This window comes from Ensifer sp. ENS06, from assembly GCF_014852205.1.
Lineage (GTDB): Bacteria > Pseudomonadota > Alphaproteobacteria > Rhizobiales > Rhizobiaceae > Ensifer > Ensifer adhaerens.
Map to the genome: position 1 here is coordinate 1 of NZ_JACVBC010000041.1, position 602 is coordinate 602.

General features: G+C 65.4%; 1 protein-coding gene. It reads left to right on the forward strand.

Annotation, left to right across the window (positions count from 1 at the left end; genetic code table 11):
• Positions 1-602, forward strand: a 602-nt coding sequence (locus IB279_RS36735) for an aldehyde dehydrogenase family protein (protein ID WP_192341249.1), incomplete at both ends; no start/stop codon positions are given.

The following is a 602-nucleotide window of genomic DNA, read 5'->3' on the forward strand; positions in this document are numbered from 1 at the left end:
GCCTTTCTGATGACGCGCGAGCAAGGCAAACCGCTTGCCCAGTCGAAGGGCGAGATCCTTGGCGCCGCCGACATCATCGAGTGGTTCGCCGAGGAGGGAAAGCGGGCCTACGGCCAGATCATTCCGCCGCGCGCACCCGATGTCACCCAGATGACCGTCAAGCTGCCGGTCGGTCCGGTTGCCGCCTTCACGCCCTGGAACTTCCCGATCAACCAGGTGGTGCGCAAGCTGTCGGCGGCGCTGACCACCGGATGCTCGATCATCGTCAAGGCGCCCGAGGAAACACCGGCGTCGCCGGCCGAACTCATCCGCTGCTTCGTCGATGCCGGGCTTCCGGCCGGCGTCGTCAACCTTGTCTACGGCGTGCCCTCGGTCATCTCGGAATACCTGATCGCCCATCCGGTGATCCGCAAGATGTCGTTTACCGGCTCGACCCCGGTCGGCAAGATGCTGGCGGCCCTTGCCGGCCAGCACATGAAGCGCGCGACGATGGAACTGGGCGGGCATGCGCCTGTCATCGTCACCGATGATGCCGATGTCGAACGCGCCGTCGCCATCATGTCCGCCAGCAAGTACCGCAATGCCGGCCAGGTCTGCGTGTC